Origin of the sequence: Cedecea sp. P7760 (assembly GCF_013386425.1) — a bacterium.
Classification (GTDB): Bacteria; Pseudomonadota; Gammaproteobacteria; order Enterobacterales; family Enterobacteriaceae; genus Cedecea; species Cedecea selenatireducens.
In genome coordinates, this window is record NZ_JACARU010000120.1 from 1 (window position 1) to 344 (window position 344).

A 344-nucleotide genomic window follows, 5' to 3' on the forward strand; every position below is an offset into this window, starting at 1 on the left:
AATCAACGCTACTAGAAGAGGTATAAGTAATGTTATCCGTCTTTTCAACTGCACCGTTAACAATAGTCTGCTTACTTGATGTAATAGTATAACTACGAGATTCGCCTGTCGCTTTTACACCCGTCCAAGAAACATTCCCAACATTACCATTAATCGTGAAAATATAATTAGAACCTATAGAGCCGGCAGCTTGCTCAACACTAATAGAAGTAGTTAACATAGACTCGTCTTGAGTAAATGTAACTATCCCGGTACGGGCAACACCTCGATTCTCAGAAAAAAGAATATTCTTTCCTGTTATAGTTATCCAATCAGGCTTTTCCGTAAGCTGATAACTCAAAGGA

General features: G+C 38.1%; 1 protein-coding gene. It reads right to left on the bottom strand.

The genetic code is table 11. The annotated features are described in order from the left end of the window. A partial coding sequence (locus HX778_RS24935; protein ID WP_176983358.1) for a hypothetical protein occupies window positions 1-344 on the bottom strand: 344 nt, incomplete at both ends.